The sequence below is a fragment of the Marivirga harenae genome (genome assembly GCF_030534335.1).
GTDB lineage: Bacteria > Bacteroidota > Bacteroidia > Cytophagales > Cyclobacteriaceae > Marivirga > Marivirga harenae.
The window spans coordinates 1,528,027-1,549,926 of record NZ_CP130565.1; the positions used below are offsets into that span (position 1 = coordinate 1,528,027).

Consider the following 21,900-nt stretch of genomic DNA (forward strand, 5'->3'; position numbering starts at 1 on the left):
TGTTTTTAAAGCTTAAAATATAAATCTATATGGCTGGAGGAAAAGAAACCCCAAGACAGAAGATGATCGGCATGATGTACCTGGTACTGACTGCCCTTTTGGCGCTTAACGTTAGTGTTACGGTACTCGACAAATTCATCGACATAAATAACTCCTTAGAAGTATCTGTTGATGCCGCTAAAGAGCAGAATGGTAATACGCTTCGCAGAATTGAAAATGCTGTAGAGGAATCCGGTAGTCGCCCAGATGATGTGAAAATCTTGGATAAGGCTAAAGAGATTCGTCAAAAGACCAGAGAGATGGTTAATGAATTGGCAACTTACAAAGAAACTTTTGTTAAAATCACTGGTGATAGAGACGAAAATGGTGACTTAGTAGGTAAAACTGATTATGACAGAGTTAGTAACTATATGTTACCTGAAAACGAAAATAATGGAATAGCACTTCAAAAGGAGCTAAATGAATATTCGAAGTATATCGATCAGGCAGTTGGTGATTCTGCGGTTTCGTTCGATTTATTAGCGCTTGACGCCAATGAAAATCCTCGTTTTCAAAATGATCCTAATCAAAAAGGTAAAGATTGGGCTACTTTAGAATTTATGGGCTCTCCAACTCCTGCAGCTCTAGCAACTATCAGTGACTACCAAAACAAAGTTATGGCTTATGAGTCAAGAGCTTTAGATTTGTTAGCAAGAAAAGTGGGTGCTGGTGATTTGAAATTTGATTTAATTCGATTGGTTGCTTTACCGGAATCCAAAGTTGTTGCAGCTGGGGCTAAGTATAAAGCTGACCTTATAGTAGCGGCATCTTCTTCCGCGGAAGATCCTGAAATGACTTTTAATGGTAATGAAATTGATGTTGAAAATGGGAACGGTAAAATCGAATTTACTGTAACTCCAGCTGGTTCTTACGGTGAAGAGGGTACAGCAAGAAAAACTTATGAAGCAACTGCAAAATTAAAAGACAGTGTTTATCGTGAGGAGATTGAATACTTTGTTGCGGAACCTGTAATCCAAGTACAATCTGCTGCTCTAAGCCAGTTGTATCTGAATTGCGGAAATGAATTAGACGTATTGGTTCCTGCCTTAGGAACTTCATATAATCCTTCATTTTCAGTTCAAGGCGGAACTTCTATCCAAGGACAAGCAAGAGGTAGGGTAACAATTATACCGAACGCTCCAAAAGTAACTTTAGGGGTAAGTTCTGGAAGTACCAAAATAGGCAATAAGGTTTTCGATGTTCGTAGAATACCTAAACCTGACGTGCAAGTATTTGCTGGTTCTAAACCAGTGAACTTGAAGCAAGGTGAAAAAGCTACTGCTTTACGTGTATTGAGGGTAGAGGCCATTCCTGATGACAACTTTAAAGCACAATTACCAAAGGATGCTCAATACAAAGTAACTAGGTGGACAATCACCTTAGCCAGAGGGCCTAGACCTGTTGGTCAGCCTATAAAAGCTACAAGTGAAACTGTGAATATATCACAGTTGATGTCCAATGCAAGACCAGGAGATAGATTGGTAGTGCAGGTAGATCAAGTATTAAGAAGAAATTTTAGAGGAAATACTGAAGAGGTAGCGCTAGGTGAGCAAGTCTTCCCGATTACTCTAAATTAATAGAATTTAAGAAATTAACAGGTTATGAAAAAGTTTGTGATATTAGCGTTGGGAGTTGTGTTGATGGTTGTTGTACAACCGTCAAAAGCTCAAGAATCGGCAAATGATGGGTATAATCCAAATTCGGTTTACCCAATTCATGAGGACGATATGTTTTTTAAGAAGCGTGTTTGGAGACGAATGGATTTGAAGGAAAAGCAAAACAAGCCATTCTTTTCATCTAATAATGAAATTACCAAACATATAGTAAATGCTGCCAAAGCAGGAATACTTCCTATCTACAAAGGGGACTCCATGGTTAATAGAATGACCAAAGAGGAATTCTTGGAAAAATTGGAAGACCCAAGCTTGAAAGATATGAATATGGGTGGTGCTGACGATGGTTGGGGAGATTCTGGTGGTGATGCATGGGGTAGTGATGATGGATGGGGTGATACAGCTGATGCTGCAGAAGAGGAAGAAGAAAGTGCTCCAACTACAGAGATTTCTACCCAATTTACAGTTAGGCAGATGTCAACCTTGGAAATAGTAGAGGATATGATATTTGATAAGCAGCGTTCCGTGCTAGTTTGGGATATTCAAGCTGTAAAAATTATTATTCCTGCGGCAAACTTTACTTCAGGCGTTGAAAGAACAGTTGGGGTTTTTAAATATCTTGATTTGGTGGATCTGTTTAGAAGCAATCCAGAACAAATGATTTGGTTTAATCCGCAAAACAGTGCTGAGCATAAAAATTTAGCAGATGCTTTTGCTTTAAGATTGTTCAATGCCAGAATCGTGAAGGTTGCTAACCCTGATGATAACATGATTATTGACGTGTATTCGGAATCACCTAAGCAAGGTATAATGGCCTCTCAGTGGTTAGAATATGAATTAATGGAAAAAGAACACGAATTGTGGTCTTATTGATCAAAAGATTTAGAATTGTTCAAGAGGAAGGTGTATACCTTCCTTTTTTTATTTAAAGGCTTTTATGATTAACTCGGCCTTAGAGTTGCCTACAATTTTACTAAGATTTTCAAAAGAAGCTTCTTTTATCTTCTTTACAGATTTGAAATGATTGAGTAACTGGTCGATTGTTTTTTCTCCAATTCCTTCAATTCCTTCTAGTTCAGTAGTGAAACTATTCTTGCTCCTGATTTGTCTGTGGAAGGTGATGGCAAAGCGGTGTGCTTCATCTCTAAGTCGCTGAATTAACTTTAATGACTCGCTTTTCTTGCTGATATGGACTGGATAGGGATCTTCGGGAAAGTATATTTCCTCTAGTCTTTTAGCAATGCCTATTATTGGAATTTTGCCGTATAGTTCCAATTCATTTAATGCTTTTACTGCTGCACTTAGCTGACCTTTTCCTCCGTCTATTACAATTAAATTGGGTAAATCTTGCTGTTCATCTAGTATTCTTTTGTATCGTCTTCCTACAATTTCTGTCATAGAGGCAAAATCATCTGGGCCAATCACAGTTTTAACATGATAATGTCTGTACTCACTCTTTTTGGGTCGAGCATTCTTGAAGTGAACCATAGACGCTGTTGGATTGGTGCCTTGCATGTTGGAGTTGTCAAAACATTCAATTTTAAGGGGAAGCTCCTTTAGGCGAAGGTCTGTCTGGAGTTGCTTTAGTACCCTAAGTTCTTTTATCTTACTGGACTCATTTTGATTCAGTTTTTCCTTTTTAAAGAACAAAGCGTTTTTCAAACTCATTTCAACAAGTTTCTTTTTGTCCCCAATTTGAGGTTTAATAAAATGAAAACTCTCTGCTAAGTTCTCAATCTCGATATTTGTTAAAATTTCATTTGTAGTACTCTCATAGAGCTTCCGTAAATCGATTAATGCTAATAGTAGTAATTCTTGATCTGACTCGTCTAGCTTCTTTTTTAATTCAATCGTCTTGGTTACATTAATGCTTCCGTTTTTCACACGCATGTAATTGACAAATGCATATTTATCCTCCGATATAATGCTACACACATCGATATCTGTAAGTCTTGGATTAACAACTAGTGATCTGCTATGAAATTTCTCTAGGAGGTCGAACTTTTCTTTAAATTTATGTGCCTTTTCAAAATCTAGTTCATCAGCTGCACTTTGCATATTCTCTTTGAAGTGTAGCTTAGGGATATTTAGATTTCCCTTTAGTATTTCAGCTGCTTGGTTAATATCTTTTTGATAGTTATCATGATTTTGTAAGCCTTCACATGGCCCCTTACAATTGCCAATATGGTATTCAAGACAAACCTTAAATTTTCCTGTTTTAATATTCTGATCTGTAAGATTTAGTTTACAGGTTCTAATAGTATATAACTTCCTAATTAATTCTAAGACATTGTTCATTGCCCTCACACTAGCATACGGGCCAAAATATGTTCCGTTTCTAGGAATTCTCTTTCGAGTTGAAATAATTCTTGGGAAAGGCTCATTTGTAATACACAAATAAGGGAAGGATTTATCGTCCTTCAGTAGAATGTTGTATTTAGGTTGTAACTCCTTTATTAATGAGTTTTCAAGAAGAAGGGCATCAAATTCGGAGTTGACAATTGCTATTTCAATTTTTTCAATCTCGCGAACTAATCTTATTGTTTTTCTATTATGATTTGCAGATTTATTGAAATAGCTTGATACCCTATTTTTTAAATTTTTTGCTTTTCCTACATAAATTATTTCCCCAGATGAATTATGAAATTTGTAAACCCCAGGTAGTTTAGGTAATTCATTTAAATCTTGAGGCTTGAGAAATACCGCATCGTACATTTCACAATTTTTTATTGTATGCCATCAACATCCAATTTTTGAATTTGTTCAGTGGAATCGGTTACATTGTTTTGTTGCATCATATATTGCTCACAATCCAATTCTATGGACAGAGTAGATGGTTTTTTAAATTCTCCTTTACTTACTGCTAACTCCTCATCTTCGTAAACTTTCTTCATAAATTTCTCCCAGATTGGCATTGCCATTCTTGCTCCTTGCCCCAAACCAATATTTCGGAAATGTATACTTCTATCGTCTCCCCCAACCCACGCGCCAGCAGCGATGTCCTTGGTTACACCAACAAACCAACCATCTGAATAATTTTGAGTGGTCCCAGTTTTTGCTCCTATTTCATTTTCCTCTCTTAATTCCCTATCCAAGCCTAAAGCAGTGCCGCCTGAAATTTCGGTGGATCCTTTCAACATATGAAGCATGGCATAGGCAGTTTCAGAACTTAATGCCTCTCCAGTTTTAGGGACAAATTGCTTTAATATCTTTCCGTTTTTATCCTCAATCCTTTCAATGTAAAATGGTTTAGTATAAAAGCCTTCGTTCACAAAAGTACTGTAAGCACCAATTAACTCATAAATTGATACATCCGAAGTGCCTAAACACAATGAAGGAACTGCATCTAAAGGACTTTCTATACCAAGTCTTTGAGCATAGTTGACCACAGTTTGAGGACCGATTTTCTTCATAACGTAAGCAGTTCCAGAGTTTAGTGACCGAGCCATAGCTTGCCTTAAGGTCATGGTTTCTCCTGAAAACTTCCCATCTGAGTTAGAAGGTGTCCAAGTTGGTGGATCTCCTGGGACTTCAAATGTAACAGGCACATCTTCTATTTGGTAACAAGGAGAATATCCGTTATCAATTGCAGCTGCATAAACAAGTGGCTTAAATGTGGATCCAGGTTGTCTTCTTCCCTGTTTTACATGGTCATATTTAAAATACTTATAGTTAATGCCCCCTACCCAAGCCTTGATGTGACCATTATTAGGGTTCATGGCCATAAATCCAGCGTGTAGGAATTGCTTGAAATAACGAATTGAATCCATTGTGCTCAGTACTGTATCAATTTCACCCCCCCAACTAAAAACCTTCATAGATCTGGGTTCCTTTAGCTTTTGAAATATTTTCTTTTCATCATTTCCAAACTCATCTTTCCAATATTTATAGGCTTGTGTTTTTCTAGCTTCATTTTCAACAAAGTCTTTTATTACTCTTCCGGATTCATCTCTCCAAGGCGCTTTCCCTTCCCAATGTTCATCGAAAAGCTCCTGTTGGAACTTCATGTGTTCTTCAACAGCCTCCTCAGCATACTTTTGCATCCTACTGTCGATGGTCGTATAAATTCTTAAACCATCTTCATAGAGATCGTAGCCATTAGCTTTGCTCCAGGCCAAAAGATCCCATAAAATAACTCCTCTGAAGTATGTAGCAAGTCCATCATTATGATTTTCAACGTCATAATCTAATTCTATCGGTTTGCTTGATAATGAATCATAAGCGGTGTCATCTATATAACTATATTTTCTCATTTGATTCATTACAGTATTTCTCCTTTGAAATGCATTTTCAGGCTGGTAAACCGGGCTGTACAAATTCGGATTTTTGCATAGACCAACTAAAACAGCTGCTTCAGGAATCGTTAGTTGGTCAGGAGTAGTATTAAAAAATGTTTTGGAAGCTGTTTTTATCCCAAATGCATTACTTCCGAATTCAAATGTATTGAGGTACATTGCGATAATCTCCTTCTTGGTATAGGATCTTTCTAATTCTACAGCAACTATCCATTCTTTCATTTTGGCTATTACTAAACCTAGAACAGGAACATTATTTAAACTTCCATTTGATAAATCGCTTCGTGTCCTAAATAATATTTTGGCCAATTGTTGTGAAATTGTACTTCCCCCACCAGCACTTTTATCAAACATTAGAATAGATTTGAAGAATACTCGTCCCAAACCTCTAAGATCAATACCTGAATGCTCAGTAAAGCGTATGTCCTCTGTGGCGATTAGTGCATTTACAACATTAGGAGAAAGTTCATCAAAAGTCACTTGACTTCTGTTATACCTATAATATTTCCCCATTTCCTTATTATCAGCAAAGTATAAGATGGAAGACAAATCACTTTTAGGGTTTTCAAGGGATTTTAAGCCAGGTAGTTCCCCATACCAGCCGTTAAGATTAATGCTGATACTGTAAATAAATAAGGCAAAACCAATGATGGAAATAATAAAAATAGCCCACATTGCCGCTACAGCTTTAAATATCTTTGATTTTTTCATATTAGTTGAACTCATAAATTTGCAGTCAAATCTAAAAAATGCCTATGGTGTTACTTGGTAATTTGTATTGAAAAATTCAGTATAACTGTCCGCCACTTTTGCTTGATAGAAGATTTGAAAATTATCTTTTGAGATTACAAAATTACTAAAATTTAGGCTTTTGAAATTTTTTAAGGGTGATAAATCACTATTAAATTTCTTAAAAAATGCTTCTGCAATCTCTTTTCCCTCAAATTCGCTCAATAGTATCATTGAATAGTCATCATTAAAAACAAGATTTCCAGATTTTAATTCTTGTTCAGGGAAGAATTTATTTCCAAAATCCTCTATTTCCTGCGGAAGTACACCAGCCAACGCTTTATTTTTTTCATACAGAACAACGAAGTAGTGGGCCTGCTCAAAAAATGGGACGTATTTGATTTGTTCATTTTGTTGCCTTTTCTTATCAAGGTTGTCAATTGCAGCTAAAAGGCTTTTAGCAAAGCTGTATAATTCACTTTCTGGATAATTCTCCATAAAGCTTTGCAACTTGAACTTATAAGGATTTTTACCGTCCGTAATTCCGGTAATAAGAGCCTCTAAAAGTTTTAAATTGTCTTCATAATCATTTTCAGGATAGTTATTTAAACCCTCATTGATTTCTTTGATGGCTCCCTGATAATTTTCATTTTGATAAAGACGATAGGCCTTTTCGTAGATCACTTTCACTTTGGCACTTGCCAAATTACTTTCTTCCTGATAATTAGGGTTTTCTATAAGTTTGGCGAAAATTGTGTTGGGAAAACTCTTGAGTAGTTCGTTAGCAAATGTTTGAGCTTTTACCTCTTCTTTATCTTCATAGTAGATATATAATAAGTAAAGAATTTCAGCGCGGTACTCTGTCTTTGGGAAGCGGCTTAAGAGTGTTTCATAAGTGTCTATGGCATCTTTCTTCTCTTGTAAATCAAAATTATAGATATTTCCCAATTTATAATAAGCTATTTCCATTTCGTTAAATAGCTTTTCTTGTTGCTCTTTTTCAAATGGAATCGAATTAAAGAATTTTTCTCTTTCTTGAGCTATCAAGTCCTCTTCAGATAAGTCTTCTTCCCTATCAGCTACAGATTCTTTAGGGGCACTTTCCTGCTCTTCCGACCTACTCTCGTCAAAAACTTGTGTTCTTTTCATTCTCCAATCATCTTGTAATGATCGATTTCCCCAAATTCTTTTAAAAGTATTTCTCCCTTGAGCTACTGTTGCTTGATCATAAAAATAAAATCCACCACCTGGTGCTGTATTGGTTTGGATATTTGGACCTTGTTCAAATGCAGTCGTCTTATTGTTAGCAGCCTGATTTCTTTCAGCCCTTTCACGTTTTCTTTTTTCTTCTTTTTCTTTTTCGATTCTTTCATTCCTTTGTGCCAAAAATATTTTATTAATTGCACTGCTGTCCATTTGGGCAAGACTTACTAATGAATCGTTTTCTTGAATTGTATTTATCTGCTTAATAAAATCTGAAAGTACCGATTGTCTTGTAGCAACCTGTTGATAAATAGTTTCATCTTCCGGCATGATTTTATAAGCACTATCGTAATATGCCTTAGCCAAGGGGTATTTTTTAAGTTCATCGAAATACAGCAAGCCCAATTTGTGGTAGGAGAAAGATTTTTGTCGTTGATTATCAACACTATTTTCGATCGATGATTTATAAAATGGGATAGCTTCTTCAATATTTCCCTGTTTTAGTTCAAACTCACCCATCTCGTAGTAAATCTTGTCTTTAAAGTCCACATTTTTACCATCTTTCAGTAACTGTTCAAAATACTTTCTGATCTTTTTAATATCCTCACCTTTCGACAGCTCTGTTACTTGTGCCATGTTTAATCTAGCGTAAAATGATAATTCATAAGGAGGCCTGTTATTGAGAACTTCTCCATAGTTATCATAAGCAACGGCATCTAATTTTGATTTTTGGTAAAGTTGCCCCAAGATAAAATGCATTTTAGCTTTTTCAGGACCTTTGGACATTAATTTTATGGCAGCGCTTAAGTACTTAATAACATTATTAGGATCATTTAAGATTTGATAATAATGAGCAGCATTTAGATACAATTTTCTCTTATTCGCTTTAGATAATTTTTGTCTATTTAAGTAGTCAATAACTGCTAAAGCATTATTTAATTCACCATATTCTGTAAAGGTTCTAACAAGATAGGTAAGTGCTAAATATTTTGTTTGATCATCTTTACTATTGACATTAACATACTTTAAGGTCTCAATTGATTCTTCATATTCTCGATTTAGCATCCTGGCAATACCTACTAAAATATAGCTATCATCAACCCATTTACTTACTTTATGTCTTTGAATAGCTATTGATGCTTTTTTTATAATATCGTCTACTTTTTCTTGATTCGCATTAACAATATTTGTGTCAATTGGAGCTTTAACTTTTAAAACCCTGTTAAAATTGTTTTGGTGAGCATCCTCTATTTCTAATAATACCTCTTGGAGTTTTTCGTTTGCAATAAAATATGCATTGTATTTTGCTGTAACATTATGATAACTATATCCGACAAGGCCAGAGTTTTCAGGTGAACAGGCTGCAATCATTAAGAAAAAGCCTAGTAGTAGGTATCGATATTTTTTGATATAGTAACTCACTGTAATTTTCAAACGACTAAAATAAGCGATTCATATAAGAAAAGTATTGAGAGTCGTTGATAATATGTATTTTTGCATTAAATAATAAAAAAACAAAGTTGCGAATAAGAAAGACAATGTCCAATTGGCTTACCACAAGATATCAAATGGTGGTAAGAAACGAAGAAAACTTGGCTGAAGTATCTACCATTAACTTTACTTATGCAAAGGTAGCGGTTATTAGTTTATTATCTTTTATTATAATATTTATTGGGGCATTATATTTATCCCAATCTTTATTGGCACAATGGTTTGATCCAAGACATACTACGATGGAGTATAATCAAAAACTATTGTCCTTGACTACAGAAATGGATTCTCTGAAATCAAGACTGAGAGCTCAAGACCGGTTTATTGGGAATTTACAAACAATTTTACAGGGAGACGTGCCGGATGGAGAGACTTATAGAGAGCCAGATCAAGTGAACACTGATGATCTGAACAAGGATTTTAACCCTCAGAAGATAGATGCAGGAGATTCCATTATTAGACAGGAATTTGAAGAGCAGGACTTTAGTTTAACCAGCTATTCAAGTAATAATTACTCCGATGAATTAAAAGATATTTTCTTTTTTCCACCAATTCAAGGAATAGTAAGTTCACCTTACGATATGAGTATTGACCACTATGGAATTGATATAGTGGCAAAAACAAATGAACCAGTAAAATCTATTGCGGATGGAACCGTTATATTATCATCATGGACTCAAGACGGAGGATATGTGATTGCGGTTCAACATAGAGCAAATTTAATTTCAGTAATCAGGCATAATTCGGCATTATTGAAAAAAGTTGGTAATTTTGTAAATGCTGGCGAAGTAATCTCCATAATTGGCAATTCTGGGGAACTAACTACGGGACCACATGTTCATTTAGAAATATGGTATAATGGAAATCCGGTGGATCCGGAAGAATTTATTACTTTTTAATATAATAGGAAAAGGAAACGGAGATGTTTAATAACAAGCAAGATAAGATACAAATGGCACAAGATATCACAAGTTCAAGCAATACTATCGGTAAAGGAACTACGATAAATGGGGATTTAGAAACCTTTGGAAATATCCGAATTGATGGTAAGGTAATAGGCAATATCAAAACTAAATCAAAATTAGTCTTAGGTAATACTTCTCATATTGAAGGCAATGTATTGTCGCAAAATGCGGAGATTGAAGGGGAAGTTAAAGGAGTTGTAGAAATTACAGAGTTATTGGTTTTAAAACCATCTGCAGTAGTGCATGGTGATATAATTACTAATAAATTGATTGTAGAATCAGGAGCTACTTTTAATGGAGAGTGTAAAATGGGCGTTACCAACAAATCCATTAAAATAGGAGATGAAACTGCTAACGGACAATCAAACCCTAAAATTGAAAAAGCAAAAGCCGTTTAATAATTATTTAAAATTCTCTGGATTAGCTATTCAAATGGCTGTAACAATTTACTTGGGACATCTCCTAGGTGAATACATTGACGAAATTGCTGGAAGTGGATCGGATATTTATACCAAAATAATCACGCTTTTAGCAGTTTTTCTTTCAATTTTTGTTGTAATCCGAGAAGTAATTAGGTCTCAGGAATAAATCAATGTACAAAAGACTTATACTCTTCACCTTAATAACAGTAGCAATAGCTGTTTCTGCACTTTTTTTTCAAAAATGGTATATTTCAAGTCAGAATGAGTTTTTATCGTATTCATTAGATTCTGTTTATATATTTCACTTCATTGCATTTATTTTTATAGTAGGATCAGTTGAGCTTTTAAGCAAAAAGCTTCCAGATCAGGTGGGTTACTTCTACTTGGCTAGCGTTTTTGTTAAGATCGGCCTCTTCGTACTGGTCTTTAAAGACACTATTTTTTCAGAGACATCCATGGATTTTCTTGAGCGAATATCTATCATAATTCCCTTTTTTATGTTTTTAGTATTTGAGGCGATCTATAGCGGAAGGCTAATGAATGCCAAGGATAATGAGTGAAATTTCAAAGGGCAAAAAACTTAATAAAAAAATTATGTTTATTAAGAAAATGATTACCTTTGCCCCCAAATTAAGGCAATCGTAAAAAGTAGAATGATCAATCCAACTATAATGAGAAACACATTGTTGTTCGCACTATTAATATCGCTAATCAACGTTAATACGTTATTTGCGGTTGCAGGAGGTTCAGAAGATGGTGGACAAATTGACACTAAAGAGGAGATTAACGAATATATTCAGCATCACTTGCAAGATTCTCATGATTTCACTTTTTGGACTAGTGGTAAAACTGGAACGCATTACGGATTTTCTCTTCCGGTAATATTATGGTCTGATGGATTGCATGTTTTTTCTTCCTCTAACTTTGATCACGGTCATGAGGTGGCTGAATCAAATGGGAAACACTTTGCCTTGTTTCATGGGAAAGTTTATGAAACTAATGCGGAGGGAGAAATCAACTTAGATGAAGAGGGTCACGCTACTAATCCAAAGCCTTTGGATATTTCAATCACTAAAAATGTAGTAGGGATGTTGCTAACGTCTTTATTGATGTTCTTAGGATTTATTTCATTAGCTAAGGGATACAATAAAAGATCAATTCCTAAAGGAGTTGGAAGAATTTTGGAGCCTCTAGTGATTTACGTCAGAGATGAAATAGCTAGACCTAATATTGGTTCTAAGTACGAGAAATTCATTCCATATCTACTCACAGTATTTTTCTATATCTGGATTTTAAACTTATTAGGATTAACTCCATTAGGATTTAATGTCACTGGTAATATTGCAGTTACTGTAGGATTAGCTTTGATTACCTTTTTTGTAACACAGTTTAGCGGGAATAAAGATTATTGGAAACATATTTTTTGGATGCCAGGTGTTCCTGTTCTTATGAAGATTATTTTAATGCCTATTGAGGTGTTGGGAATGTTCACTAAGCCATTCGCATTATTAATTCGTTTGTTTGCAAACATTACGGCAGGTCACGTGGTAGTAATGAGTTTGATCGCCTTAATTATTACAATGCGTTCACAATTTGGAATTGTTGCTTCTTCAAGTATTTCATTTGGATTGGCATTTTTTATTACGCTAATAGAATTATTAGTGGCTTTTCTTCAGGCCTACATTTTTACAATGCTGTCAGCATTGTTTATAGGTATGGCAGTAGAGGAGCATCATTAAAAGTGTATTTTTGTTTAATTTAATATAAATCAACTATCATGTACAATTTAATTGGAGCAGGATTAATCGTAATCGGTGCTGGTATCGGACTAGGTCAAATTGGTGGAAAAGCAATGGAAGGTATTGCTAGACAACCTGAGGCTTCTGGAAAAATTCAGACCGCTATGATTATCATCGGTGCATTATTAGAAGGATTAGCATTTGGTGCTTTGATCCTTGCTGGATGATTTAATCCTAAAAAGTAACGCTATTTGTATGCGCTAGGCTGCAAATAGCGTTTTTTAAAACTTAAATTAATCAAATTAAGAGATGGAACAATTAATAAATGACTTTTCTCCGGGCTTGTTTTTCATGCAGCTCTTCATTTTCCTTGTTCTCTTGTTTTTATTGTCAAAGTTTGCTTGGAAGCCAATTTTGAACTCATTAAAAGCTAGAGAAGGCAGTATTGCAGATGCATTGCAATCAGCTGAAAATGCAAAAGAAGAAATGGCAAAGTTGCAGGCTGATAATCAAAAACTACTGCAAGAGGCAAGATTAGAGAGAGATAAGCTATTGAAAGAAGCAACGGATATTGCTAATAAAATAAAGGAGGAAGCTAAATCTGATGCAGCAAAGCAAGCTGACAAAATGATTGCGGACGCTAAAAGCTCTATCGAGGTGGAGAAAAATGCTGCTTTGAAAGAAGTAACTACTAAAGTTGCAGAACTTTCATTAAATATAGCCGAAAAGCTTATCCGTAAAAACTTATCTGACGATAAAGCACAAAAGGCTTTAGCGGAAGATTTCATGAAAGATTTAAAACTCAATTAATCTGATCAAATGTCAGAATATAGAATTGCATCCCGTTATTCCAAATCTTTAATTGATCTCGCAGTTGAGAAAAATCAGCTAGAAGAGATTAAGGAGGATATGGAGCTGTTATCTAAGGTCTGTAAGGAAAACAGAGAGTTTATCCTTATGTTAGATAATCCGATTTTGGAGAGCGTGAAAAAGGCTGCTGTTATCAGGGCAGTATTCAAAGATAAGGTACAAGAAATGACATCTTTGTTTTTTGATATTGTTTCAAGAAAACACAGGGAGTCTGTTTTACCTGAAATGGCAAAAGTTTTCAAGCAGCTTTATAATGAGCATAAGGGGATTATTACTGCTGAAGTAAGCACTACATTCAAACTGGATGATAGTTTGCGTTCTGAAGTGATTAAAATAGTTAAAGAGATTTCCGGTAAGGAGGTTGAATTAAGCGAAAAAGTAGATGAATCTTTGATTGGTGGCTTTTTAATCCGCGTGGGTGATAAGCAAATTGATGAATCCATTCAAAGTAAGATGAATGATTTAAGAAGGGAATTAACCCGAAATCAATATATCAAACAGATTTAAAAAATTAATTAACCTATAATAATAGAATAATGGCAGAGGTTAGACCAGACGAGGTTTCAGCAATATTAAGAGAACAACTTTCAGGCTTCAAAACAGAAGCTCAATTAGAAGAAGTTGGTACCGTCCTTCAAGTTGGTGATGGTGTGGCAAGAATTTATGGCTTAACACAAGCACAATCCGGTGAGTTGTTGGAATTTGAAAACGGCTTACAAGCATTGGTGTTGAACTTGGAAGAAGATAACGTTGGTGCTGTATTGTTCGGTAGCTCTCAAGGAATTAAAGAAGGCGATGCTGTAAAAAGAACAGGAAAAATTGCTTCAATTAAAGTGGGAGATGGCATTGCTGGTAGAGTAGTTGATACTTTGGGGCAGCCAATTGATGGAAAAGGGCCGATCGAAGGTGAACTTTTTGATATGCCTTTAGAGCGTAAAGCTCCAGGTGTAATATTCCGTGAGCCAGTTAGTGAGCCTCTTCAAACGGGTATTAAATCAATTGATGCTATGATTCCTGTTGGTAGGGGTCAGCGGGAGTTGATTATTGGTGACCGTCAGACTGGTAAAACGGCCGTGGCGATTGATGCCATTATTAATCAAAAAGAATTCTATGATGCTGGTAATCCAGTTTATTGTATATATGTAGCTATCGGACAGAAAGCTTCTACTGTAGCTCAAATCGTTGCAGAGTTAGAGAAAGCTGGTGCAATGGCTTATACTACTATTGTTTCTGCTTCTGCAGCTGATCCAGCTCCTTTGCAGTTCTTTGCCCCTTTCGCTGGTGCTGCTATCGGTGAGTACTTCAGAGATACAGGTCGTCCGGGATTGGTTGTTTATGATGATTTATCTAAACAAGCGGTTGCATATCGTGAGGTTTCTTTGCTATTAAGAAGACCTCCAGGACGTGAAGCATATCCAGGAGATGTATTTTACTTACACTCTCGTTTATTGGAAAGAGCTGCAAAAGTAATTAATGACGATACTATTGCTAAAGATATGAATGACTTGCCACCTTCTTTGAAGGATAAAGTAAAAGGTGGAGGTTCTTTAACTGCGCTTCCAATTATTGAAACCCAGGCGGGTGATGTTTCAGCGTATATCCCAACAAACGTAATTTCGATTACAGATGGTCAGATATTCTTAGAAACCAACTTGTTTAATGCTGGTATTAGACCCGCTATTAACGTTGGTATTTCAGTATCTCGTGTAGGTGGTAATGCGCAGATTAAATCAATGAAAAAAGTATCTGGTACCTTGAAGCTAGATCAAGCTCAGTTCCGTGAATTAGAGGCTTTCTCTAAGTTTGGTTCTGATTTGGATCCAGCAACGAAAAGAATCATTGAAAGAGGTAAGCGAAACCAAGAAATCTTGAAGCAAGGACAGTATTCTCCTGTTGCTGTGGAGCAGCAAGTGGCGATTATTATTGCTTCTACAAAAGGATTCTTAGATAGAGTCCCTGTTGATAAGGTTAGAGCTTTCGAAAAGGAGTTTGCCATGATGATGGAAAACCAAGAGAAAGAGACACTTGATGCTTTTAAATCAGGTAAAATTAATGATGATTTGATCGCAGTAGTGAAGAAGGTAGCGGACGATTTATCATCTAAATATTAATATTTTTAAGGAGCTAAGCATAGCTCCTTTACTACGTTTTAAGATTAACTTTTTCCTTTAAATATTAGAGGTTAAAATAGATAAAAGGCTGTATGGCAAATCTGAAGGAAGTAAAAAATAGGATTAGTTCAGTTGTTTCAACACAACAAATAACCAAAGCCATGAAAATGGTGGCTGCAGCGAAGTTGAAGCGTGCGCAGGATAGAATCACGATGATGCGTCCTTATTCCCAAAAACTATCTGCTATTCTACAGAACGTAAGTGGCAGTGGGGAAGATATGAACAATCCTTATGCTAAAGAAAGGACTGTAGAGAAGGTTTTATTGATTTTGGTAACTTCTGATAAAGGTCTTTGCGGAGCTTTTAATAGTACAGTCACACGTAGGGTTAAAAGCTTAATGGAAGGTGAATACAAGTCAATTGCGGAAAATGGTAATTTGCATTTTATGACAATTGGTAAAAAGGCCGCAGACTTTCTAAAGAGAAATAAGCTTCCCAATAATGCTGATTACATTGACCTATTTAATAGATTGAATTTTGAAGATGTCAGTGAAGCAGCACAATTTGTAATGGATGAATTTGAGAAGGGGACTTATGATAAAGTTGAAATCATTTACAATGAGTTCAAAAATGCTGCTACTCAAGTACTGAATCAGGAACAGTTTCTTCCAATTGCTAGAGCAGAAAATGAAGGAGAAGCTGATACAGATCACGCGTATTCATACGAGCCTTCTAGAGATTATATAGAAAAGGAATTAATTCCAACGTCATTAAAGACGCAATTATTTAAAGCGCTTTTAGATTCAAACGCATCAGAGCACGGAGCACGAATGACAGCTATGGACAAGGCGACAGAAAATGCAGGTGAATTGTTGAAAGAATTAAGATTGACTTATAATAGAACTAGACAGGCAGCTATTACAACAGAGATATTAGAAATCACAGCTGGAGCAGAAGCATTAGCTGCTGACTAATTTCAAAGTAGACATATAATGAAGAAAGCCGAAAGATTATTTTTTCGGCTTTTTTAATGCTTCCAGTTCACTTCTTGACTGTCTCGTACTGCCCTCATTATATCGCGTTGGCTTATTTGTCCAACTAATTTCCCCTCTTTTAAAACAGGGAATCTTCTAAACCGCATCCTAAGAAACATATTGGCTGCCTCGAAAATATTCGTGTCGGGATCAATGTGAATAATATTAGTAGCCATATAATCTTTTACTAAGCCAGGTAGTTTTGGTGAATTATTGTATTTGCCTTTAACAATTTCTTTTAGGCAATCACCTTCTGAAATCACACCTATTAAATTGTTTTCCTCGTCTACAACCGGTCCACCAGATATTTTCTTTTTCATCAAAATATCCATGGCTTCGTAAATTGTTTGATGCTGATTGAAAGTGATAAGATTTCTAGCCATGTAATCGGCAACTGAGACGCTTTTTTGTTCTTGTTGCTTCGATTCTTTTTTGATGAATGCTCCTTGATAGCTCTTGACCATGATTGAAAAAATAGTTTAGTGTTGTATAATATACAATTATATTTAATCAAATCAAACTTAAAGCTTTACAAGTCAGGAATTTGATGATCTACTGAAGGTAATAAGCCTGCCTTTTATTTCTAAGTCGTGAAACCCGAGCGAGTCTTGAATCCATTTAAAAGTCTGTTTTTGGTAGAAAAACACATGTGTCAGATCATCTTTATAGTACCAGTTGTCAAAATTGATTTTTTCTTTGTAAAGGTCAGTCATAATAAATAGTTTACCACCAGGCTTCAGCAGAGACTTCAGCTGTTCAAACTCCAAGTACGGTTGATGAAAGTGCTCAGCTACTTCACAGCAAGCTACGTAATCATAGGCTATGTTGAGAACTTCCGGTCTATTGTCAAAAAAGGGATCGTATGATTCCACTTGATATCCGTTTTCTCGTAAAACAGTGGTGATCACAGGACCCGGACCGGCACCAAAATCTAATCCTATGTGTTGTTTGTTAAAATAAGCAATTATCGCTTCCGTAATAGGAGAAACGAATTGACGATAATGAGTATCTCTCACATTATTGTTGTGGGCTTCATAACGATCTAGTTCTCTTGCTTCATTAGGTAGAAATAACTGAGATAAAAATATTCCACCACAATTTGGGCATTTGAAATAATATCTATCATTTGTGATGTGAAACATGGGGCTCAGGGTTTTACATAATCTGCAATTTTCTTGTTCATGCATCATAAATAGAAGCGATTCTGAAGTGAAAGAAGATGAAAGAAATGCTTATTCATATACATACATATTTTAGCTCGGGACTCGTCAGGCAGTCATACGAGAACCTAAATTGGGTAAACTTAATCGTTCCTTTTCACAAATTGCACAACTCTTTCCATCAACTCCTCCCTATCATTCCAGAAATTTCGACTCTTGATTTGAATGTACGGCCAGTTCATTTTTGATAATAAGGAGGGAGTATAAGCAAAGATGTCTTTAACCGAAGGATTGTCGTAAAAGAGATTATCATCTGACAGTAGCAAACCTTTGTACTGCTCTTTATCCTTAAAACTCAGATCAGCAAAAGGCAATTCTTCTTCTGCTTTTATGGTTTTCATACTGTTTTCTAACTTCTCTTTTACCTTCAATTTTAGGAACCAACTACTTTCGAAGCTATCGACTGGACTTGGCACAGGTTTAAAGTTACCCTTGGAAACATCTAAGGCATATTGTAAGTAAGATTTTAAGAGCTTCGGCCCATTGTTTTTAGCATCATCCACCTTGAGCTGGTCAGGGAACAAGCTACTAACGATGATTACCTTCTCACGGGCCCTCGTGATAGCCACGTTCAATCTGTTTTCTCCTTTTGGAGCATTGATGCTCCCAAATTGCATTCGTAATCTGCCAGACTTATCAGGAGCATAGCCGGTGCTGAAAATGATGATATCTTTTTCATCACCTTGAACATTTTCAATATTTTTCACAAAGAATTTGCTGGGTAAAGTTAGATGCCCTTTTGCAATCTGTTCTTCTAAAATATCCCAAATCAGACTTTGTTGTGGCGCATTAAAAGTGACTACACCTATTTCTTTTTCAGGTTCATTTTTTAGATATTCCTTTATTAGATCTACTACATTCAGGGCTTCAACTTCATTGGCATTTTGTTCCCAAATACCTTCTACTTTGATATAATCAATTCCTGGGTCAGCTTTGTTAATATAATTGAAGTCAGGCAGTAAACGGAGTCGGTTCTTGTAGAAATGACGGTTAGAGAACTCTATAAGATCTAATGATTTACTTCTATAATGTCCAGCCAAGTGCAGGTTCATTACATATTTGTTGGCCAAATCCAATAAAGAGTCAATTTCCAAATCAGGATGGTCCACTTCTTCCTCTTCCCATCGTACTTTATAAAGGTCATTTGGACTTAGCTGTTTATCATCCCCAGCTACCAACACTTGCTTTCCTCTGTACATAGCAGGAATTCCTTTCTCAACAAAGCATTGAGAGGCTTCATCAAAAATTACCAAATCAAAAATTTCCTCCATGGGAAAAATAGCGGAAACTGATTCAGGACTAGCCATCCAGCATGGTATAAGATCAAACAATTCATCTTGAAATTCCTGAATAACCCTTCTTATTGGCCATATTTGTCGTTTTTTTGTAACCTGATGGCTCAAGTCTCTGTAAGAAATCCGATTATTCAATCGGTTATATTCAACATTTGCAAATGTCCTTTCCCGTACTTTTAGGTTAAGAATATCAGTACTTAATTTTAATTTACTTTCAATTTCATATTGGAGATCATCAGTTTGTTTATCAAATTTTCTTGTGGAGACCTCTCGTAAAATTGGATACTTGGTTTCAATATGATTGATCCATTCTAAATAAATGCTGTTCAAGAAAATGGCTTTAATATTATGATGATCAATAGTGACTTCACTTTCATTTAGTAGCTTTACTACCTCTTTCTCATGATTCTCTAAACTTTCATAAAGCTGGTCAAATTGAACTAGTTCATCAAAGTGCCTTTGGAATGTTTTAATGTAAGTCTGCGGTAATCTTTCTTGTTCTAGCTGATCAATTTGGGTTCTAGTGAGATACCGTTTCCATTCATTTTTCTCTTTAATAGTATCCTCAGATAATTGAATAATAGCCTTAATTTTTTCTAAGAATTCTGATAGGGTTTTTCCTTCAATTAAGGAAAATGCTTTGAAATTAGTGAAAGAGCTTATAATTTCTTTCGACTTTATAGCTTGAGTTTGCTCTTGAAACCAATGATTTAGTTCCATCTGATTTTTGGTCGATGGAATATCTTTTAACCATGTTTGTTTTTTGAGTTTCGTCATATTATGCTCAAAATTGAGGCGATTATCCAGTCGTTTCTCCAAGTCTTTTACTCCTGCACTATTCACGGGAAGGCTGTTGGCTAGCAAGACCTTTTTCAAAAAGTATTTCTCTTTCGCAAATAGTAGCCAATGGATCCACTTGGTAGGTCTTTTTCGAGATTGTCTTCTTAACTGGATGATTTTTTGTAAACTCCCTAAATCTTTTGACTGCAAACTGCTTTCAATTCCACCATCTTTATAACAATCATTTAGTACCCTTTGGACATTGCTGAGCCATAAGGCATTTGTATTGTCATCAGAATAATTGAACATGTGAAGTAAGTATTGATAAGCAGTTGTATTTAGTAATTCTTCGAGTTGATTTAATTTTTCTTGATGCTCCACTACATCTTCAAATTCTTTCAAGCTCATTGATGAACCAACCAGTTTCTTTGATTTTTCAGACGTCTGTTGGAAATAGGACGGAATTTTTTCCAACAATTTTACAATCTCCGCTTTGTCACTCAGATCAAAGTTTTTGAAATTCACACGATCTTGCCAAATGAAATCATCCTTACTGAAATCATCCACATAGGTTTGAAAATGAACTAGTTTCTTAGCGAAGTCTTCAATTTGTTTTTTATGAAAGTGCCGGTGAATCTGCTTTAAATTGATTTTAGTATCATTAAAATTGCAATTTAAATAGAGCTCCTTAGCGGAAATACCACATTCTGATTCATCAAATAATGCCAATCTATATTCCTCTTTTTCTTCAACAATCTGATCAATAATTCTGCTGGTTTTCAGAAATTCTCTTTCAATTTGCACAGAATCTAGGCCATTATTTTTGGCTTCATACTCTTCTAATCTGTCAATTTGATTTTGGATTTGTTCGAATATAGCTTTTCGATCGTTCTTGAAATCATGTACTAGGGCTACGAAGGGTTGCATATCAATTGACTTCATGCGCTCATGAATTACATCAAGGGCAGCTCTTTTTTGGCAAACCACCAATACTCGTTTACCTCGGGCAATGAAGTCTGTTACTAAATTACTTATCAATTGAGACTTTCCAGTTCCGGGAGGGCCTTGCACTACTAATGAATTCCCTTTCTTCACCGCTTTCAGGGCATTTTCCTGATAGGCATCCATAGGGAATACGGTGAAGGTTTCCTCTTCCTTGACGCTCTCAATAAATCGATACCGTTGGGAGTAATCAGAAGGATCTTCGGTTTGTTTATCTGGGTTTCTACTTAAGAAAAACTCTTCTATATCTTTAACTTCCTGATCTTTTTCTAGAAGGTATGTATAATCAGGTACTAAGTAAGAACCACTTTGCGGGAAAATCCCAATGACTGCTTCTGGATACAGCTTAAGTTCGCCTTCTTTCTCGTAAGTTTCAAAATCAGATTTTTTAAAATCCTTAAAGGGATGCAGTACATCCATAAAATTATCTTGATTGAAGTTGAGTTCTATCGGACTTTCTTTAAAAATTTGATACAAATCAGTTCTGAAGACTCTGCTATCAGGATCATAGATTTCAAATACTTTCTCTATAAGCTCATCGCTTATTTTAATTCCATGAAAATGCGCATAGGCTAATAGGAACGATTTATTGAAGGTGATATTGACATCTTCTCTTAACTCCATCACCCATTGACCATTCACTTCATTTACTTCAATAGGAAAAAAAATAAGTGGGCAGCGAACAGAGGTTCCGCCCTGAAATTTGCCTCTAACAAAAGGCCATCCAACATAAAGGTCTTTTGCTCCTCTTTCGTCATATATAAATTTTTCAATTCTCTTTAACTTTTTCAACTTCCTGCTCATGATATTATTTTTTTCGAGCCGGGGATCTGAGATGGCAGAAAGAGGAATGTGTTTCTTTCTTGCAATTAAATCCTCTATTAAGGAAAAAGAACTTCTATTTAACAGGAAATCGAAGTCATGTAAATCTAAGGTTTGGTCAGAAATCAAGCGCAACAGTAGGAGTGACCTATTGGTGCCGGAAAGATTCGTTAGCCGTTTTAAATAATACCTTAGGATGTCGTGCATATATTAATAATTAGCAAAGAATCAAGTTAAGAAAATATTGGCTTTTTTGTAAGTGAGTTTTGA

Annotated in this window: 18 protein-coding genes; 12 read left to right on the plus strand and 6 right to left on the minus strand. The window is 35.6% G+C overall.

Features of this window, described 5'->3' with window-relative positions; genetic code table 11:
* Window positions 1-29 precede the first annotated feature (29 nt).
* Both porM and porN read left to right on the plus strand, forming a co-directional pair.
* Window positions 30-1,616, plus strand: a complete 1,587-nt coding sequence (gene porM / locus Q3Y49_RS06515) for a type IX secretion system motor protein PorM/GldM (protein ID WP_303271481.1) — start codon at window positions 30-32, stop codon at window positions 1,614-1,616.
* A 24-nt stretch (window positions 1,617-1,640) separates the two neighbouring features.
* Entirely contained in the window at window positions 1,641-2,525 is an 885-nt protein-coding gene (gene porN, locus Q3Y49_RS06520) for a type IX secretion system ring subunit PorN/GldN (RefSeq protein WP_303271482.1), read from the plus strand.
* Between the two features lie 48 nt (window positions 2,526-2,573).
* On the opposite strand, the gene uvrC is transcribed toward porN, so the two are convergent.
* Genes uvrC through porW form a run of 3 tightly spaced genes read right to left on the minus strand, consistent with a single transcriptional unit; the run spans window position 2,574 to window position 9,313 of the window.
* Entirely contained in the window at window positions 2,574-4,367 is a 1,794-nt protein-coding gene (gene uvrC / locus Q3Y49_RS06525; RefSeq protein WP_303271483.1) for an excinuclease ABC subunit UvrC, read from the minus strand.
* Window positions 4,368-4,378: 11 nt separating this feature from the next.
* Entirely contained in the window at window positions 4,379-6,658 is a 2,280-nt protein-coding gene (locus Q3Y49_RS06530; RefSeq protein WP_303271484.1) for a penicillin-binding protein 1A, read from the minus strand.
* A gap of 42 nt (window positions 6,659-6,700) precedes the next feature.
* The gene (gene porW, locus Q3Y49_RS06535; protein ID WP_303271485.1) at window positions 6,701-9,313 is read right to left on the minus strand and encodes a type IX secretion system periplasmic lipoprotein PorW/SprE; all 2,613 of its coding nucleotides are present in this window, start codon (window positions 9,311-9,313) and stop codon (window positions 6,701-6,703) included.
* Between the two features lie 104 nt (window positions 9,314-9,417).
* Between porW and Q3Y49_RS06540 the strand changes: the two genes are divergently transcribed.
* The 10 genes from Q3Y49_RS06540 (at window position 9,418) to atpG (ending at window position 16,451) form a co-directional block, all read left to right on the plus strand.
* A complete protein-coding gene (locus Q3Y49_RS06540) occupies window positions 9,418-10,269 on the plus strand; it encodes a M23 family metallopeptidase (protein WP_303271486.1) in 852 nt (283 codons plus the stop codon).
* A 53-nt stretch (window positions 10,270-10,322) separates the two neighbouring features.
* Complete coding sequence (locus Q3Y49_RS06545) at window positions 10,323-10,733, plus strand: bactofilin family protein (protein WP_367892472.1); 411 nt, start codon at window positions 10,323-10,325, stop codon at window positions 10,731-10,733.
* Window positions 10,711-10,923: an AtpZ/AtpI family protein gene (locus Q3Y49_RS06550; RefSeq protein WP_303271488.1), complete on the plus strand. Its 213-nt coding sequence runs from the start codon at window positions 10,711-10,713 to the stop codon at window positions 10,921-10,923. The genes Q3Y49_RS06545 and Q3Y49_RS06550 overlap by 23 nt, the downstream gene beginning before the upstream one ends.
* A gap of 4 nt (window positions 10,924-10,927) precedes the next feature.
* The gene (locus Q3Y49_RS06555; RefSeq protein WP_303271489.1) at window positions 10,928-11,317 is read left to right on the plus strand and encodes a DUF6168 family protein; all 390 of its coding nucleotides are present in this window, start codon (window positions 10,928-10,930) and stop codon (window positions 11,315-11,317) included.
* Window positions 11,318-11,428: 111 nt separating this feature from the next.
* Window positions 11,429-12,496 carry a F0F1 ATP synthase subunit A gene (gene atpB, locus Q3Y49_RS06560; RefSeq protein WP_303271490.1) on the plus strand — a complete coding sequence of 356 codons (1,068 nt, stop codon included), beginning with the start codon at window positions 11,429-11,431 and terminating at the stop codon, window positions 12,494-12,496.
* Between the two features lie 38 nt (window positions 12,497-12,534).
* Window positions 12,535-12,723 (plus strand): ATP synthase F0 subunit C, encoded by a 189-nt coding sequence (gene atpE, locus Q3Y49_RS06565; RefSeq protein ID WP_085516136.1) that lies wholly within the window; start codon window positions 12,535-12,537, stop codon window positions 12,721-12,723.
* A gap of 82 nt (window positions 12,724-12,805) precedes the next feature.
* The gene (locus tag Q3Y49_RS06570) at window positions 12,806-13,306 is read left to right on the plus strand and encodes a F0F1 ATP synthase subunit B (RefSeq protein ID WP_303271491.1); all 501 of its coding nucleotides are present in this window, start codon (window positions 12,806-12,808) and stop codon (window positions 13,304-13,306) included.
* 9 nt (window positions 13,307-13,315) lie between these two features.
* Window positions 13,316-13,873 (plus strand): ATP synthase F1 subunit delta, encoded by a 558-nt coding sequence (atpH, locus tag Q3Y49_RS06575; RefSeq protein WP_303271492.1) that lies wholly within the window; start codon window positions 13,316-13,318, stop codon window positions 13,871-13,873.
* Between the two features lie 29 nt (window positions 13,874-13,902).
* On the plus strand, window positions 13,903-15,477 hold the full coding sequence (gene atpA / locus Q3Y49_RS06580; protein WP_303271493.1) for a F0F1 ATP synthase subunit alpha: 1,575 nt from the start codon (window positions 13,903-13,905) through the stop codon (window positions 15,475-15,477).
* Window positions 15,478-15,569: 92 nt separating this feature from the next.
* Window positions 15,570-16,451 (plus strand): ATP synthase F1 subunit gamma, encoded by an 882-nt coding sequence (gene atpG, locus Q3Y49_RS06585; RefSeq protein WP_303271494.1) that lies wholly within the window; start codon window positions 15,570-15,572, stop codon window positions 16,449-16,451.
* Between the two features lie 53 nt (window positions 16,452-16,504).
* On the opposite strand, the gene Q3Y49_RS06590 is transcribed toward atpG, so the two are convergent.
* From Q3Y49_RS06590 to Q3Y49_RS06600, 3 genes are all read right to left on the minus strand, one after another.
* On the minus strand, window positions 16,505-16,975 hold the full coding sequence (locus tag Q3Y49_RS06590) for a CBS domain-containing protein (protein ID WP_303271495.1): 471 nt from the start codon (window positions 16,973-16,975) through the stop codon (window positions 16,505-16,507).
* A gap of 72 nt (window positions 16,976-17,047) precedes the next feature.
* Entirely contained in the window at window positions 17,048-17,653 is a 606-nt protein-coding gene (locus tag Q3Y49_RS06595) for a class I SAM-dependent methyltransferase (RefSeq protein ID WP_303271496.1), read from the minus strand.
* Between the two features lie 161 nt (window positions 17,654-17,814).
* A complete protein-coding gene (locus tag Q3Y49_RS06600; protein WP_303271497.1) occupies window positions 17,815-21,837 on the minus strand; it encodes a DEAD/DEAH box helicase in 4,023 nt (1,340 codons plus the stop codon).
* Window positions 21,838-21,900: the final 63 nt, after the last annotated feature.